The organism is Klebsiella sp. BIGb0399, from assembly GCF_003752615.1.
GTDB lineage: Bacteria > Pseudomonadota > Gammaproteobacteria > Enterobacterales > Enterobacteriaceae > Klebsiella > Klebsiella lignicola.
In genome coordinates, this window is record NZ_RKHT01000007.1 from 209,746 (window position 1) to 223,486 (window position 13,741).

15 protein-coding genes are annotated in these 13,741 nt (G+C 56.5%); 7 read left to right on the forward strand and 8 right to left on the reverse strand.

Translation table 11 applies throughout. The features are described 5' to 3' along the window. Positions 1-9 precede the first annotated feature (9 nt). On the reverse strand, positions 10-780 hold the full coding sequence (gene zupT, locus EDF82_RS15575) for a zinc transporter ZupT (protein WP_123756436.1): 771 nt from the start codon (positions 778-780) through the stop codon (positions 10-12). A 263-nt stretch (positions 781-1,043) separates the two neighbouring features. On the opposite strand from zupT, the gene ygiD reads away from it, so the two are divergent. Continuing rightward, positions 1,044-1,835: a 4,5-DOPA dioxygenase extradiol gene (gene ygiD / locus EDF82_RS15580; protein WP_123756437.1), complete on the forward strand. Its 792-nt coding sequence runs from the start codon at positions 1,044-1,046 to the stop codon at positions 1,833-1,835. Positions 1,836-1,888: 53 nt separating this feature from the next. Here ygiD and EDF82_RS15585 read toward each other — a convergent pair whose 3' ends face one another. The 3 genes from EDF82_RS15585 to tolC form a co-directional block, all read right to left on the reverse strand. Further along, complete coding sequence (locus tag EDF82_RS15585) at positions 1,889-3,049, reverse strand: glutathionylspermidine synthase family protein (protein ID WP_123756438.1); 1,161 nt, start codon at positions 3,047-3,049, stop codon at positions 1,889-1,891. 5 nt (positions 3,050-3,054) lie between these two features. Next, the gene (locus EDF82_RS15590) at positions 3,055-3,726 is read right to left on the reverse strand and encodes a DUF1190 family protein (protein ID WP_123756439.1); all 672 of its coding nucleotides are present in this window, start codon (positions 3,724-3,726) and stop codon (positions 3,055-3,057) included. A gap of 181 nt (positions 3,727-3,907) precedes the next feature. Further along, the gene (gene tolC / locus EDF82_RS15595; RefSeq protein WP_123756440.1) at positions 3,908-5,380 is read right to left on the reverse strand and encodes an outer membrane channel protein TolC; all 1,473 of its coding nucleotides are present in this window, start codon (positions 5,378-5,380) and stop codon (positions 3,908-3,910) included. A gap of 195 nt (positions 5,381-5,575) precedes the next feature. Here tolC and nudF point away from each other — a divergent pair, with 195 nt between their 5' ends. From nudF to parE, 5 genes are read left to right on the forward strand one after another with little or no spacing between them, the layout of a single operon-like run. Then, the gene (nudF, locus tag EDF82_RS15600; RefSeq protein WP_123756441.1) at positions 5,576-6,208 is read left to right on the forward strand and encodes an ADP-ribose diphosphatase; all 633 of its coding nucleotides are present in this window, start codon (positions 5,576-5,578) and stop codon (positions 6,206-6,208) included. Beyond that, complete coding sequence (locus EDF82_RS15605) at positions 6,205-6,627, forward strand: DUF1249 family protein (protein WP_123756442.1); 423 nt, start codon at positions 6,205-6,207, stop codon at positions 6,625-6,627. The genes nudF and EDF82_RS15605 overlap by 4 nt, the downstream gene beginning before the upstream one ends. Before the next feature lie 24 nt (positions 6,628-6,651). Beyond that, positions 6,652-7,479 carry a 3',5'-cyclic-AMP phosphodiesterase gene (gene cpdA, locus EDF82_RS15610; RefSeq protein WP_123756443.1) on the forward strand — a complete coding sequence of 276 codons (828 nt, stop codon included), beginning with the start codon at positions 6,652-6,654 and terminating at the stop codon, positions 7,477-7,479. Then, complete coding sequence (gene yqiA, locus EDF82_RS15615; protein WP_123756444.1) at positions 7,479-8,054, forward strand: esterase YqiA; 576 nt, start codon at positions 7,479-7,481, stop codon at positions 8,052-8,054. Before cpdA ends, yqiA begins: the two co-directional genes overlap by 1 nt. Before the next feature lie 30 nt (positions 8,055-8,084). Next, positions 8,085-9,980, forward strand: a complete 1,896-nt coding sequence (gene parE, locus EDF82_RS15620) for a DNA topoisomerase IV subunit B (RefSeq protein ID WP_123756445.1) — start codon at positions 8,085-8,087, stop codon at positions 9,978-9,980. A 125-nt stretch (positions 9,981-10,105) separates the two neighbouring features. Here the strand turns inward: parE and EDF82_RS15625 are convergent, their stop codons facing one another. The 4 genes from EDF82_RS15625 to qseB form a co-directional block, all read right to left on the reverse strand. Then, complete coding sequence (locus tag EDF82_RS15625; protein WP_123756446.1) at positions 10,106-10,420, reverse strand: putative quinol monooxygenase; 315 nt, start codon at positions 10,418-10,420, stop codon at positions 10,106-10,108. Between the two features lie 35 nt (positions 10,421-10,455). Further along, a complete protein-coding gene (locus EDF82_RS15630) occupies positions 10,456-11,037 on the reverse strand; it encodes an NAD(P)H-dependent oxidoreductase (RefSeq protein WP_123756447.1) in 582 nt (193 codons plus the stop codon). A gap of 107 nt (positions 11,038-11,144) precedes the next feature. After that, entirely contained in the window at positions 11,145-12,485 is a 1,341-nt protein-coding gene (gene qseC, locus EDF82_RS15635) for a quorum sensing histidine kinase QseC (protein WP_123756448.1), read from the reverse strand. Beyond that, entirely contained in the window at positions 12,482-13,141 is a 660-nt protein-coding gene (gene qseB / locus EDF82_RS15640; protein ID WP_123756449.1) for a quorum sensing response regulator transcription factor QseB, read from the reverse strand. Before qseB ends, qseC begins: the two co-directional genes overlap by 4 nt. Before the next feature lie 175 nt (positions 13,142-13,316). Between qseB and EDF82_RS15645 the strand changes: the two genes are divergently transcribed. After that, entirely contained in the window at positions 13,317-13,724 is a 408-nt protein-coding gene (locus EDF82_RS15645) for a YgiW/YdeI family stress tolerance OB fold protein (RefSeq protein ID WP_123756450.1), read from the forward strand. Positions 13,725-13,741 lie beyond the last annotated feature (17 nt).

A 13,741-nucleotide genomic window follows, 5' to 3' on the forward strand; every position in this document is an offset into this window, starting at 1 on the left:
GTTTTCAGGTCAGCCGATTCCCATAGCCTGCAGGGCAACCAGACTTAATCCCATCACCGACATCCCGCACAGCACGCCATAGCTGGGGTTGCTCTGGGGATCGATCTCTTTTGCCAGCGGCATCAGCTCATCGACCGAGAGCGCCACCATAATGCCGGCAACGGCGGCCATAATAGCGCCCATCACGACCGGCGACACCAGACTGCCAAGGATCAGCCACGCCAGCACACCGCCGAGGATTTCCGCCAGTCCGGACAGCCCGGCCCACAGCACGGCTTTAGAACGCGAACCGGTTGCGGCATACACCGGGCCGGCAACCGCCAGCCCCTCAGGAATATTATGTAACGCGACGGCCAGCGCGATGCCCATACCCAGCTCGAGGTTGTTGCTGGCGGTCACAAAGGTGGCAATCCCCTCCGGGAAGTTATGCAGGCTGATACCGAGGGTCAACAAAATCGCGGTACGGCGTAGATTACGCGGCCGTGCGATACCGGGTGACATCAGGTCCTGCGGATGGGCGTGCGGTAGCAGATGGTCGAGCGCAAAGTAGCCCAGCAGGCCGATGACAAACATACCGTAACCGAGCAGCGGCGACATCCCTTCGGCGTTCAGCGCCGCGGGTAGCATCTCCATCAGCGAGATCAGCAACATGATCCCGGCGGCAAATCCGAGGGAGAATCCCAGCAGGCGATTAGACGGTTTCTGACCCAGGACGCCAAAAATAGCACCGATGAACGTCGCGCTCCCGGCCAGTAGCGTCAATATTAAGGGTGACGACATCATTCCCCTCCTTTGATAAGGATTATCATTAATAATATCGAAATTGTCAGAGTACGGCGAGAGGGTGAAGTGCCCTTTTACAGCGAATTATATCCGTCATACTTCAAGTTGCATCAGCGTTGGCCTTCCTGCAACTCGAAGTATTGAGGGTATACATTCAAATTTTCTGACGATCATCATCATGCTTATCTGAGTTATTCCTGACGCAAAAACGCGTAATGTGAAGGCATCACAATTCCTCTCTAGTTATTAAGGATATCACCATGTCCCGTACCCGAATGCCAGCGTTGTTTTTAGGCCACGGCAGCCCGATGAACGTGCTGGAAGACAATATTTATACCCGTACCTGGCGCCAGCTGGGCGACACATTGCCGCGTCCAAAAGCGATCGTGGTGGTTTCTGCGCACTGGTTTACGCGCGGCACCGGGGTGACGGCCATGGAAACGCCGAAAACGATCCACGATTTTGGCGGCTTCCCGCAGGCGCTGTACGATACGCATTATCCGGCTCCTGGTTCCCCGGCGCTGGCGCAGCGCCTGGTTGAGCTGCTGGCGCCGGTTCCCGTCACGCTGGATAAAGAGGCCTGGGGCTTCGATCACGGCTCATGGGGCGTCCTGATTAAAATGTACCCCGATGCGGATATCCCGATGGTGCAGCTGAGTATCGACAGCACCAAACCGGCGGCCTGGCATCTGGAGATGGGGCGTAAGCTGACGGCGCTGCGTGATGAAGGCATCATGCTGGTGGCGAGCGGTAACGTAGTCCATAACCTGAGAACCGCACGCTGGCACGGCGAGAACACGCCATACCCGTGGGCGGAGTCCTTCAACGATTACGTGAAAACCAACCTCAGCTGGAAAGGACCGGTGGCTGAACATCCGCTGGTGAACTATCTGGCGCATGAAGGTGGCTCGCTCTCAAACCCGACGGCGGAACACTTCCTGCCGCTGCTCTATGTGCTGGGCACCTGGGACGGCGAAGAGCCGATTTCTATTCCGGTAGACGGTATTGAGATGGGATCGCTGAGTATGCTGTCTGTGCTGATTGGGGCGTAACGGCGGCGGCAATAAATCACCCCGGCAACCATTTTGCGCTGCCGGGGTGAGGTTTACTCGACGAAAATATGCGGGTAGAAGCGGGACAGATCCTGAGTGATCAGCGCCCGATCTTCGCGCACGCCGATCCCGGCGGGCTGGTCGTTGATCAGCCAGCTGCCGATCAGCGTATAGCTGTCGCCAAATTTCGGCAGCGGATAGAACTCCTGCACGATCGTACCTTCTTCACCGTACGGGCCTTCTACGGCCTCCAGCACTTTGCCGTTCTCGACGATCGACACGTTGGCACCTTCGCGGGAGAAGATCGGTTTGATGACGTACTTCTCCATCTCCGGGTGCGCATCTTCGCTGAAGTAAGCCGCCAGCAGGTTCGGGTGGTTAGGGAACATTTCCCACAGCAGCGGAAGCAGCGCTTTGTTAGAGATGATGCTCTTCCAGGCCGGTTCCAGCCAGCGTACGCCAGCATCTTCCAGCTTGGTGGAGAACATCTCGCGCAACATGTATTCCCACGGGTAGAGCTTGAACAGATTGCCAATCACCTGATCCTGCAGGTCGGTAAACTGACCCTTTTCGCCGAGGCCGATATCTTCGATATACAGAAACTCGGTGGCGACGCCGGCTTCCGCCGCGCAGTCCTGCAGATACTGGACGGTGCCGCGATCTTCTTCGGTATCGCGACAGCAGGCCATATGCAGCAGCTGGAAGCCAAACTGCTCGCGCAGCTGGCCGAAGCGCTCAATCAGTTTTTCCTGCAGGCTGTTGAACTGGTCGCTGCCTTCCGGCAGCTGCCCGGCGTTGATCTGATCTTCCAGCCAGATCCACTGAAAGAACGCGGCTTCATACAGCGAAGTCGGGGTATCGGCGTTGTTCTCCAGCAGCTTTGGCGCACCGACACCGTCCCACGCCAGATCGAGACGCGAGTACAGCGACGGCTGGTTGGTTTTCCACGACTGGCGCACAAAGCCCCAGGTATGTTTCGGGATACGGAATTTGGCCATCAGCTCATCGCTGGCGATGACTTTTTCCACTGCCTGCAGGCACATTTGATGCAGCTCGGCGGTGACGTTTTCGAGCGTTTCAACCTGGGCCAGCGTCAGTTTGTAATAGGCTTCTTCGCTCCAGTAGGGCTCGCCATACATGGTATGAAAGTTAAAGCCGTATTCCGTCGCCTTTTCACGCCAGTCCGGGCGCTCCGTGATGCTGATTCTTTCCATGGTGTTTAGCCGCCCATTGAGCGTTTAGTCGAGGTCGTGCCCGCAGCGCTACGCTGCATGGTGGATTGTTTTGCCACCGACTCACCAAACCCACCGCGCGTTACGGTGCTGGTGGTCGCCGGTTTAGGCGCCATTGCCGTCTTCGGCACGTTCATTGTCCGGCCCGGTTGCGCGGCGCCGTAGCTCTTACCACCGGCATCGGTGTATTGACCGTAGGCCGGGCTGGCCGGGTTTTTCGAGCTGAACAGCGGCTGCTGCGCGCCCATACCGCCGCCCATCATTCGGCCCATCATGTAGCCGGCCATCAACGGCATCCAGAAGCTGCCGCTGCTTTGCGCCTGGGCCTGGTTTTCTGGAGCTACGCCCGCCTGAGCTGGCGTCTGCTGGCACTGGCCTTCACCGAATTCCGCGACGCAATCTTCACGCGTGGCGTATTTCGGTGCGGTACGTACCGCTTCCTGCTGCGCGTTGTTGAACGCGGTGGTGCACTCTGCGCTCTTGCCCGGGTTTGCGGTAGAGCAGTCGTCGGCGTTTTGATAGAGAGAAACCGTCTCGTCGGTTTTTTCACAACCGGCAAGCATAAATACGGCCGTAACGGCAAGGGCGACTGGCGTCAAATGACGTGCGCTCCAGCTTTTACGGAACGAGGCATGATTGATATTTTTTGTCCGTTTCATATTTGTCTTCCAGGACCCAGTGGTATGGCATTTTGTTAACGCTCAGGATAGAGGATGAGTGGTGGAAAATGAAGCGAATAGGGGCGGAAAGGAGGGGAAAGCAGGGGATCTTTACGTTGCCTTACGTTTAGCGCTTCGCTTAGTTGAATTCGTTAAGCGAAGCGCTATCGTACCGCGGCGATTACTGACGGAAAGGATTGGTGCCGCTGGTTTTTGTCGTGCGGGTGGTTGATGCCGGGGTTGCCGCCGGTGCCGCATTGCTGCTGTAACCGTCTGCGTTGGCATCCTGCTGCGGAGTTTCCGGCGCCACGCTGTCTGGCGATGTTGCTACCGGTTTGCCCAGCGTGTTGTTCAGTGCCACCAGATCCTGCTCGTTCAGCGTACCGAGCGCAGATTTAATGTTCAGCTGGTTAATCAGGTAGTTATAACGCGCGCTGGAGAGCTGTTGCTTGGCGTTATACAGCGTGGTGGTTGCATCCAACACGTCGACGATGGTACGCGTACCGACCGAATAACCGGCTTCCATGGCATCAAGGGAGCTCTGAGCAGAGACCACCGCCTGTTTATAGGCGTTGATGCTGCTGATAGAGGCATTGATGTTGTTAAAGGAAGAACGAACGGTCTGTACGACGCTACGATGCGAGCTTTCCAGCTGTTCGCTGGCGCCAACAAAGTTGTATTGCGCCTGTTTGACCTGCGAGTTCACCATCCCGCCCTGATACAGCGGCAGCGAGAAGCTCAGGCCGACTTTGTTCTGCCCGGCGTCGTTGTCGTCATACTGGCTGTTGTGGGTTTTGGAACCGCTGTAGGAGGTGTTGGATACCCCGGTCGATGCGGTCAAATCCAGTGTCGGCATATGGCCGTCTTGTGCCTGGCGAATTTGTTCGCGCGCAAGATCCTGGTTCAGACGTGCCTGCAGCAGCGACAGGTTACGGTTTTCCGCTTCCTTCAGCAGCGCGTTCACGGTCTGCGGCTTGTTGGTCTTAAAGCCGTCAACGTTCAGCGATGCCAGTTCCGGATAGTAGTTGCCGGTAACCTGACGCAGCGATTCTACCGCGTTATCGAGGTCGTTGCGTGCGGTGACTTCGTTAGCCAGCACTGAATCGTATTGTGAACGGGCGTTCTGCACGTCGGTGATCGCCACCAGGCCCACGTTAAAGCGTTGGGTGGTTTGATCTAACTGACGGTAGATAGCCTGTTTCTGCGCTTCGGTGTAGGACAGCGTATCAATCGCGCTCAGGACGTTAAAATAGGCCGTAGCGGTGTTCAGAATCAGCGTTTGCTGATCGGTCTGATAGGTCACATCCTGAATACCAGCTGCTTTTTCCTGCAGCGTCAGGGCGCGCCATTTCGACATATCAAACAACGTTTGTGTTAACTGCAGCGAACCACTGGTGACATTAGAGTTCACGCCGTTGCTGTCGCGGTAGCCATTGGTATAGGTATAATCAGCACCCAGACCGAGCTGAGGCAGTAACGGGCTACGTGCTTCGTTGATCTTTTCGAATGCAGCATCACGATCGGCTGCTGATTTACGCAGGTCAGGGTTGCTGACGCGCGCCTGCTGATAAACCTGCATCAGGTTCTCTGCCTGGCTCATGGCGCTGAAGCCAGTCAGGCCAAGGCCGATGAGGATGGGGAGAAGTTTCTTCATTTGCATTCCTTGTTGTGAAGCATAAAGTGCAGCCCAAATTTTAAAGTTATCTGCTGATTGTATCGACTCTGCCGCGGTAAAAAGTTGGCGTTACGTGCCATCGGGCGGTAATTTGCACCAATCTAACATACAGACTGTAAAACGGTAGCCAAACGGCTTATAAATCCTTCATTTCGGATTCGCAGGACAGAGACTATGAGCAAGCCCAATCAGCAAGGAAATACCTTCTCTAAAAACGATGTAGAAATTATTGCACGCGAAACGCTTTATCGTGGTTTTTTTTCGCTGGACTTGTACCGTTTTCGCCACCGTCTGTTTAACGGCGAGATGAGCGGAGAGGTGACGCGCGAAATTTTTGAGCGCGGGCATGCCGCAGTCTTGCTACCCTTTGACCCGATACGCGATGAGGTTGTGCTGGTCGAGCAGATTCGCATCGCGGCGTATGATACCAGCAAAAGCCCGTGGTTGCTTGAGATGGTCGCCGGTATGATTGAAGAGGGCGAATCCCCTGAAGATGTTGCCCGGCGTGAAGCGGTAGAAGAAGCCGGGCTGGAAGTCGGGCGGACAAAACCGGTGCTGAGTTATCTGGCCAGCCCCGGCGGCACCAGCGAACGACTGTCGATTCTGGTCGGTGAAGTCGATGCGACGACAGCAAAAGGGATTCATGGCCTGGTGGAAGAAAATGAAGACATCCGGGTGCATGTGGTAAGCCGGGAGCAGGCTTATCAGTGGGTAGAAGAGGGGAAAATCGACAACGCGGCCTCTGTCATCGCCTTGCAATGGCTGCAATTGCATTATCACCATTTACGTAACGAGTGGACAAAATGAAGCGTTATACACCTGACTTCCCGGAAATGATGCGCCTGTGCGAAACCAATTTTGCTCAGCTGCGCCGCCTGTTGCCTCGAACCGATACGGCTGGCGATGTCGCGGGTTATCAGGTGGGTAATGCGCAGTATCGACTCACTATCATCGAATCGACTCGCTACACTACATTAGTCACGATTGAACAGACGGCGCCAGCGGTAAGCTACTGGAGTTTACCGTCGATGACGGTGCGTCTTTATCATGATGCGATGGTGGCTGAAGTGTGTTCGACTCAGCAGATCTTTCGCTTCAAAGCAAAGTATGATTATCCTAATAAAAAGTTGCATCAACGCGACGAAAAGCATCAAATTAATCAGTTCCTGGCGGACTGGCTGAGATACTGTTTAGCACATGGAGCGATGGCGATTCCGGTTTGTTAGCGTCGTGAAACCTAAGGACACCATTTGGAAAGCCTGTTAAATCTGCCTCTGGCTGGTGAGACCAGAGTCAGGATATTACAAATTACTGATACTCACCTGTTTGCTGAAAAACATGAAACGCTGTTAGGCATCAATACCTGGGAAAGCTACCAGGCCGTGCTGGATGCCATCCATGCTTCACAGCGTGAATGCGATCTGATTGTGGCAACAGGCGATTTGGCGCAGGATCATTCAGCCGCGGCCTATCAGCACTTTGCTGAAGGTATCGCGAGTTTTGCCGTGCCCTGCGTCTGGCTGCCGGGCAATCATGACTTCCAGCCTGCGATGTACAGTACGCTGCAGGAGTCCGGCATCTCCCCGGCTAAACGGGTTTTACTGGGCCAGCACTGGCAAATATTGTTGCTGGATAGCCAGGTCTTCGGCGTGCCCCACGGCGAACTGAGCGACTTTCAGCTGGAATGGTTGGAGCAGCGCCTGGCAGAAGAACCCGAGCGATACACGTTACTGCTGTTGCATCACCACCCGCTTCCTTCGGGCTGCAGCTGGCTGGATCAACACAGCCTGCGCAACGCCGGCGCGCTGGACCGCGCACTGACCGCTTTTCCACGGGTGAAGCATCTGCTCTGCGGCCATATTCATCAGGAACTGGATCTCAACTGGAACGGACGGCGGATGATGGCGACCCCATCAACCTGCGTACAGTTCAAGCCCCATTGCGCCAATTTTACGCTGGACACGATTTCCCCCGGCTGGCGCTGGCTGGATCTCCATGCCGATGGGACGTTGACCACCGAAGTCTGTCGCCTTAAGGGCGTGAAGTTTCACCCGGATATTGCTTCAGAAGGATACTGATGGCTACGCTCCTTTATCTGCACGGTTTTAACAGTTCACCGCGGTCGGCAAAAGCGACGGCGCTGAAGGAGTGGCTGGCGCAGACCTTTCCTGAAATAAACATGGTGGTGCCGGAACTGCCTGCCTATCCGGCCGAAGCCGCAGAGTTACTTGAGGCGATAGTGCTGGAACACGGCGGGGAACCGCTGGGGGTTGTCGGCTCTTCCCTCGGGGGCTACTACGCCACCTGGCTATCGCAGTGTTTTATGCTGCCAACTGTGGTGGTTAACCCGGCGGTACGCCCTTTTGAACTGCTGAACAATTTCCTTGGCCTCAATGAGAATCCGTACACCGGGCAGCAATATGTGCTAGAGTCTCGCCATATTTACGATCTCAAAGTCATGCAAATCGACCCACTGGAAGCGCCCGATTTACTCTGGCTGCTGCAGCAAACGGGCGATGAAGTGCTTGATTACCGCCAGGCCGTTGCTTATTACGCTTTATGCCGGCAGACGGTCGAAGAGGGTGGCAACCACGCATTTGTCGGCTTTGAAGATCATTTCACTCAGATTATCGATTTTCTGGGTCTGCGTTAAGCAGCCCTGGATCACCTACGAATACACACCATGACGCAATCTTCATATAACGCTGATGCCATTGAGGTCCTCACCGGGCTTGAGCCGGTTCGCCGCCGTCCGGGGATGTACACTGACACAACACGTCCTAACCATCTCGGTCAGGAAGTTATTGATAACAGTGTGGATGAAGCACTGGCCGGCCACGCGAAACGCGTGGAGGTCATTCTTCATGCCGATCAATCGCTGGAAGTGATCGACGACGGGCGCGGAATGCCGGTTGATATCCACCCGGAAGAAGGGGTTCCGGCCGTTGAACTGATCCTCTGCCGGCTGCATGCGGGCGGTAAATTCTCCAATAAGAGCTACCAGTTCTCCGGTGGTTTGCATGGGGTGGGGATTTCGGTGGTCAACGCCTTGTCGAAACGCGTTGAAGTGAACGTGCGTCGTGATGGTCAGGTCTACAGCATCGCCTTCGAGAACGGCGATAAAGTCGAAGATCTCCACGTCACCGGGACCTGCGGCAAACGCAATACCGGGACCAGCGTGCATTTCTGGCCTGATGAAAGCTTCTTTGACAGCCCGCGATTCTCCGTAACGCGATTGACGCACGTGCTGAAAGCCAAGGCGGTACTCTGCCCGGGCGTTGAGATCGTGTTCCGCGATCAGGTCAATAACAGCGAGCAGCGCTGGTGTTACCAGGACGGCCTGACGGACTACCTGTGCGAAGCGGTGAACGGCCTGCCGCTGCTGCCGGAAAAACCGTTCGTCGGCAACTTCTCTGGGGAAACCGAAGCGGTTGACTGGGCGCTGCTGTGGCTGCCGGAAGGCGGCGAGCTGCTGACGGAAAGCTACGTCAACCTGATCCCAACCATGCAGGGCGGGACCCATGTGAACGGCCTGCGTCAGGGGCTGCTCGAAGCCATGCGTGAGTTCTGTGAATACCGCAATATCCTGCCGCGCGGCGTGAAGCTGTCGGCGGAAGATATCTGGGATCGCTGCGCCTACGTGCTGTCGGTGAAAATGCAGGATCCGCAGTTCGCCGGCCAGACCAAAGAGCGTCTCTCTTCGCGCCAGTGCGCGGCCTTTGTCTCCGGCGTGGTGAAAGACGCCTTCAGCCTGTGGCTCAATCAGAACGTCCAGGCGGCGGAGCTGCTGGCCGAAATGGCGATCTCCAGCGCCCAGCGCCGGATGCGCGCGGCCAAAAAAGTGGTGCGTAAAAAGCTGACCAGCGGCCCCGCGCTGCCGGGCAAGCTGGCGGACTGTACCGCTCAGGATCTGAATCGCACCGAGCTGTTCCTCGTCGAAGGGGACTCGGCAGGCGGGTCAGCCAAGCAGGCGCGCGATCGTGAATATCAGGCGATCATGCCGCTGAAAGGCAAAATTCTGAATACCTGGGAAGTCTCTTCCGATGAGGTGCTGGCGTCGCAGGAAGTCCACGATATTTCGGTGGCGATCGGTATCGATCCGGACAGCGACGATTTAAGCCAGCTGCGTTACGGCAAAATCTGCATCCTGGCGGATGCCGACTCCGATGGTCTGCACATTGCCACGCTGCTGTGCGCCCTGTTTGTGAAGCACTTCCGCACGCTGGTGAAACACGGCCACGTGCATGTCGCGCTGCCGCCGTTATACCGCATCGACCTCGGTAAAGAGGTGTACTACGCCTTGACCGAGGAAGAAAAAGCCGGAGTGCTGGAGCAGCTGAAACGCAAGAAGGGCAAACCAAACGTCCAGCGCTTTAAAGGGCTGGGCGAAATGAACCCGATGCAGCTGCGTGAAACCACGCTTGATCCGAATACCCGCCGCCTGGTGCAGCTGATTATCAGCGATGAAGATGAGCAGCAGACGACGGCGATGATGGATATGCTGTTAGCCAAGAAGCGTTCGGAAGATCGCCGTAACTGGCTGCAGGAAAAAGGGGATATGGCGGATCTGGAAGCCTGACCGGTGGTGTTATCAGAACTGGCGCTGCCGCCAGTTCTGAGGCATGGCTGTTGTACTTCTCTTCAGCACTTCTCTTCAGTATTTCTCTTCGCGTCGCCGGATGACCTTCCCGGCTTCGCCAGCGCTTAAATACCGGACTGCAGGATCCGAATAGTGGTGTCCAGCACGTCGCCTTTCACCGCTTCACCGTAGGCTTTCATGTGCGGCGTTTGCAGGTGCGCTTCAAGATGGGCAACGCTTTCCCACTGCTCAACCATGACGATGGAATCCGGGGAGGTGCTCTGAAAACTTACGCCTGCCGCGTGGTCTACCAGCGGCGCATAGCCGTGGCAACCTTCTTCCTGCAAAACGACAGGGGTAATTTTAGCAAACTGCTCAAGCACGGCCTGACGATGGTGCTGGCCAGGGCGGGTGCGAATTTCTGCGATCACTGTCAACATGATTAACTCAACTCCTTCTGTAGGTAGAGCTTTAGTTAACCAAAAATTTGCGCCAGATGCTTGCGATATTCTGCGATGTAATGCGGAACATCAGGCAGTTTAATGACGTCGTTGGCGATAAACGTCGGCAGGGCGGTCATGCCGAGGAACTGGTTAGCTTTATGGAACGGTAAATAAACACCATCAACGCCGACGCCATGGAAGAACTGGTCTTTATCGGTAAAGGCTTCCATCGGTGCGTTCCAGGTCAGGGAGAGCATATACTGTTTGCCCTGGATTAAACCGCCGGAGCCATATTTCTTGCTGGCGTCGGAGCGGGTACGTCCGTCGCTGGCATACAGCGAGCTGTGGCCTTCGGTGAAGACATCATCAATGTATTTCTTCACGGTCCACGGCGCGCCCATCCACCAGCCTGGCATTTGCCAGATAACCACGTCGGCCCACAGGAAATTCTGCACTTCTTGTTTGACGTCGTAATCGCTATCGGCACGAACGATTTTAACATCATGCCCGGCGTCGCGCAGATAGCCATCCGCGACCTCGGTCAGGGTGTCATTCAGCTGACCGTTGGAGTGGCCGAATTTTTTCGCGCCGTTGATAATCAGGATGTTGCTCATTTTTTACCCTTCAATATTCGATTTTGTCGTCAATTTTACCCCGCAGGGCGAAGCGGGAAAATGAGCGAAATGTGCAAAGTCTTTTGCTAAATTCGCAATAATAACGGTTACCAGCGCACCCGCGCCTCGAAACCGCCTTCGCGGACGGCGTTGAAATCCAGCGTCATCTGGTGCAGCGTGGCGATCCGACGGACGATGGAGAGCCCCAGCCCGCTGCCAGGGGCATCCTGGCCCGGCGGACGATAGAAGCGCTCGCCGATACGCGCCAGCGCCTCGGGACTAATGCCTGGGCCATTATCACGGACGGTAAACTGGCGAGCATCGAGGGTGATATCCACCTGGCTGCCGCGCGGGCTGTAGCGCACCGCATTATCCAGCAGGTTACGCACCAGCAGGCTCAACAACAGCGGCTGCCCCTGGCGCAAGACATGGCTGGCGTGCAGATGCAGGCGCAGATCGATCCCGGCCTGTTGCGCGGCGTGGTACATCTCCATTACCGACGATTGCAGCAGATCATCCATGGCGAGGGTCTGCACGTCATCAAGCTGGGCCAGTGAATCCAGACGCGACAGCGTCAGGAGCTGGTCTACCAGCCGGGTAGCGCGGTCAATCCCTTCATGCAGCTGCGCCAGCGCCCTGTCGCGCCCCTGCGGGTCGTCCGTCGACAGCTGAGCGACCTCGGTCTGAACCTTCAGCGCCGCCAGCGGGCTACGCAGTTCGTGGGCGGCATCGGAGGTGAACCGCCGCTCGCGCATCATGGTGTCATGGGTGCGGGCAAACAGCTGATTCAGCGCCTCGACCAGCGGCCTGACTTCGCTGTGCACCTTGTCGACGTCCAGCGACTCGGGCGAGTCAGGCGCGCGCAGGCGCAGGGTGCGGGCCAGCTGTTTCAGCGGCGCCAGCTCGCGGCTTAACAGTACAATCAGCAACAGGAACATTAGCGGCAGCGCCACCAGCCACGGCGTCAGCTGCGAGGTGACGATATCCAGCGCCATCTCCCGGCGGTAGTCCCACTCCTGCCCGACGACGATGCGGTAGCGGCCATCGCGGGTGGTTAACTGGAGAAAGCGCCATTCGTCGTCATCATTATTCAGATGGCCATCGCTGAACCCCTCCCGGCGGTTATTCCACGGGATATCCTGGCCGTTTTCGCCATCGTGCATGATGTTCTTGCCGTCGGCGCTGAAAATAGCGAACGCCAGCGCATCGTCATCAAGATGCCCGTGTTTGACCTTCTTTTTGGCCCTGATCTGCGGAGGCAGGGTGTGCAGTTCGTCGAAATTGATGGTGCTCAGGCGGCGGGCAAACAGCAGTTGCTGGGTATCAAACAGCTTATCCAGCTTTTCGGTGGTTTGTTGCCAGGCAATAAAGCTGGCGATGCCCCAGGCGGCGCTGGTCAGCAGAAAAAAGAGTAGCGTCAGACGCAGGCGTAGGCTCAGGCGTTTCATGCGTCACCGAGGGTGTAGCCGATACCGTGAACGGTACGAATAAATTCGCTGCCGAGCTTGCGCCGCAGGTGATGCACGTGCACCTCGACCGCGTTGCTGGAGACATCGTCGTCCCAGGTATAAAGCTTCTCTTCAATCAGCTTACGCGGCAGGACGCGTCCGGCATTGCGCATCAGTAGTTCCAGCAAGGCGAACTCCTTGGGTTTTAGCGGTAGATTTTCGCCGTTCACCGTCACCGTCAGGCCGCTGGGATCCAGCGTGACCTCGCCATGACGCAGTTGGCTGCTGCTCTGGCCGTGTGCGCGGCGAACCAGCGCTTCCAGGCGGGCGGCAACTTCAATCAGCGCGAAGGGTTTACACAGATAATCATCGGCGCCGAGGCGCAACCCTTCTACCCGCTGATTGAGCGCATCGCGAGCGGTGAGGATCAGCACCGGCTCATGATGACCCCGATCGCGCCACTCGCGCAGGATATCCAGCCCGTCGATACCGGGCAGCGTCAGGTCGAGGATCACCGCATCGTAAGGGGCGGTATAGAGCGCGGCTTGTCCGGCTTCGCCGCGGGTAAACCAGTCGACGCTAAAGCCCATTTTTGCCAGCCCGGCTTTAATGCCATCGCCGATGAGCTTATCGTCTTCCACCAGTAAAATACGCATTGGTCACTCCTGTGGGGCTCGCCTGCCTGCAACTTGAAATCCATGTGATCTAGAGGCAGTAAACCGCGTTGCAACCGTCGCTGTACAGCAATAAAATTTCTTTTTACCGCTTAAGAAGTTGTTAAGTTTTGCCTGATGTAATCGTGACGATATAAACATAAAGGGAGAACCTATCATGAAGAAAATTGCTGCAATGACCGCTATCGTGGCCTTAATTTCCATGCCGGTACTGGCGGCGGAGCAGGGCGGTTTCAACGGACCTGCCGCCACGCAATCCAGTCAGACGTCAACGCAAAACGGCGGCTTTATTGGCCCGAACGGCAGCGTCACGACGGTGGAGAATGCCAAATCGCTGCGCGATGACACCTGGGTGACCCTGCGCGGTAAAATTGTTCAGCGCATCTCCGACGACCTGTACAAATTCCAGGATGCTTCCGGAACCGTGAATGTGGATATCGATCACAAGCGCTGGAACGGCCTGACCGTGACGCCGCAGGACACCGTGGAAATTCAGGGCGAGGTCGATAAAGACTGGAACTCGGTGGAGATCGACGTCAAACAAATCACCAAAGTCGCCCCGTAATCGCGACATCGCGCAAG

Excerpts from the sequence above, each read along its gene's own strand:
- zupT (WP_123756436.1), bottom strand. The coding sequence starts at position 780 with ATGTCGTCACCCTTAATATTGACGCTACTGGCCGGGAGCGCGACGTTC.
- ygiD (WP_123756437.1), top strand. The coding sequence starts at position 1,044 with ATGTCCCGTACCCGAATGCCAGCGTTGTTTTTAGGCCACGGCAGCCCG.
- EDF82_RS15585 (WP_123756438.1), bottom strand. The coding sequence starts at position 3,049 with ATGGAAAGAATCAGCATCACGGAGCGCCCGGACTGGCGTGAAAAGGCG.
- EDF82_RS15590 (WP_123756439.1), bottom strand. The coding sequence starts at position 3,726 with ATGAAACGGACAAAAAATATCAATCATGCCTCGTTCCGTAAAAGCTGG.
- tolC (WP_123756440.1), bottom strand. The coding sequence starts at position 5,380 with ATGAAGAAACTTCTCCCCATCCTCATCGGCCTTGGCCTGACTGGCTTC.
- nudF (WP_123756441.1), top strand. The coding sequence starts at position 5,576 with ATGAGCAAGCCCAATCAGCAAGGAAATACCTTCTCTAAAAACGATGTA.
- EDF82_RS15605 (WP_123756442.1), top strand. The coding sequence starts at position 6,205 with ATGAAGCGTTATACACCTGACTTCCCGGAAATGATGCGCCTGTGCGAA.
- yqiA (WP_123756444.1), top strand. The coding sequence starts at position 7,479 with ATGGCTACGCTCCTTTATCTGCACGGTTTTAACAGTTCACCGCGGTCG.
- parE (WP_123756445.1), top strand. The coding sequence starts at position 8,085 with ATGACGCAATCTTCATATAACGCTGATGCCATTGAGGTCCTCACCGGG.
- EDF82_RS15625 (WP_123756446.1), bottom strand. The coding sequence starts at position 10,420 with ATGTTGACAGTGATCGCAGAAATTCGCACCCGCCCTGGCCAGCACCAT.
- EDF82_RS15630 (WP_123756447.1), bottom strand. The coding sequence starts at position 11,037 with ATGAGCAACATCCTGATTATCAACGGCGCGAAAAAATTCGGCCACTCC.
- qseC (WP_123756448.1), bottom strand. The coding sequence starts at position 12,485 with ATGAAACGCCTGAGCCTACGCCTGCGTCTGACGCTACTCTTTTTTCTG.
- qseB (WP_123756449.1), bottom strand. The coding sequence starts at position 13,141 with ATGCGTATTTTACTGGTGGAAGACGATAAGCTCATCGGCGATGGCATT.
- EDF82_RS15645 (WP_123756450.1), top strand. The coding sequence starts at position 13,317 with ATGAAGAAAATTGCTGCAATGACCGCTATCGTGGCCTTAATTTCCATG.